This window comes from Citrobacter sp. VF227 (genome assembly GCF_052950715.1).
This window is the reverse complement of the sequence record NZ_JBRFVF010000342.1, coordinates 1-481: the sequence shown is the minus strand read 5'-3', so window position 1 is coordinate 481 and position 481 is coordinate 1. Positions and strand designations below refer to the sequence as shown.

Here is a 481-nt window from a genome sequence, read left to right as displayed (position 1 = left end):
CCATCGCCCGATAGCTGCGCGGCAGGGCGCGGTCGGACATGGTCCAGAGCACCATGTGTGCGGACTCAGGCGTCAGCGAGACGAAATCCCAGAAGGTATCGTGGGCCGATTGCGCCTGCGGGATCTCGTTGTGCGGTTCGGGTTTCACCGCGTGGACGAAGTCCGGAAACTTGATGGCGTCCTGGATGAAGAACACCGGCATGTTGTTGCCCACGAGATCGTAGTTGCCCTCGTCGGTGTAGAACTTCACGGCGAAGCCGCGCACGTCGCGCACCGTGTCGGCGGAGCCGCGCGGGCCCTGCACCGTCGAGAAGCGCACGTACACGGGCGTTTCCTTCGCCGGGTCCTGCAGGAACGCGGCCTTCGTGTACTCGGCCATCGATTCGTAGACGCGGAACACGCCGTGCGCGGCCGAGCCGCCCGCGTGCACGACGCGCCCCGGAATGCGCCCGTGATCGAAAGGCGTGATCTTCTCGCGCAT

At 65.7% G+C, this 481-nt stretch carries 1 protein-coding gene; it reads right to left on the bottom strand.

Annotated elements, in window-relative coordinates:
• A partial coding sequence (locus ACU8YC_RS26655; protein WP_446896215.1) for a catalase occupies positions 1 to 481 on the bottom strand: 481 nt, incomplete at both ends.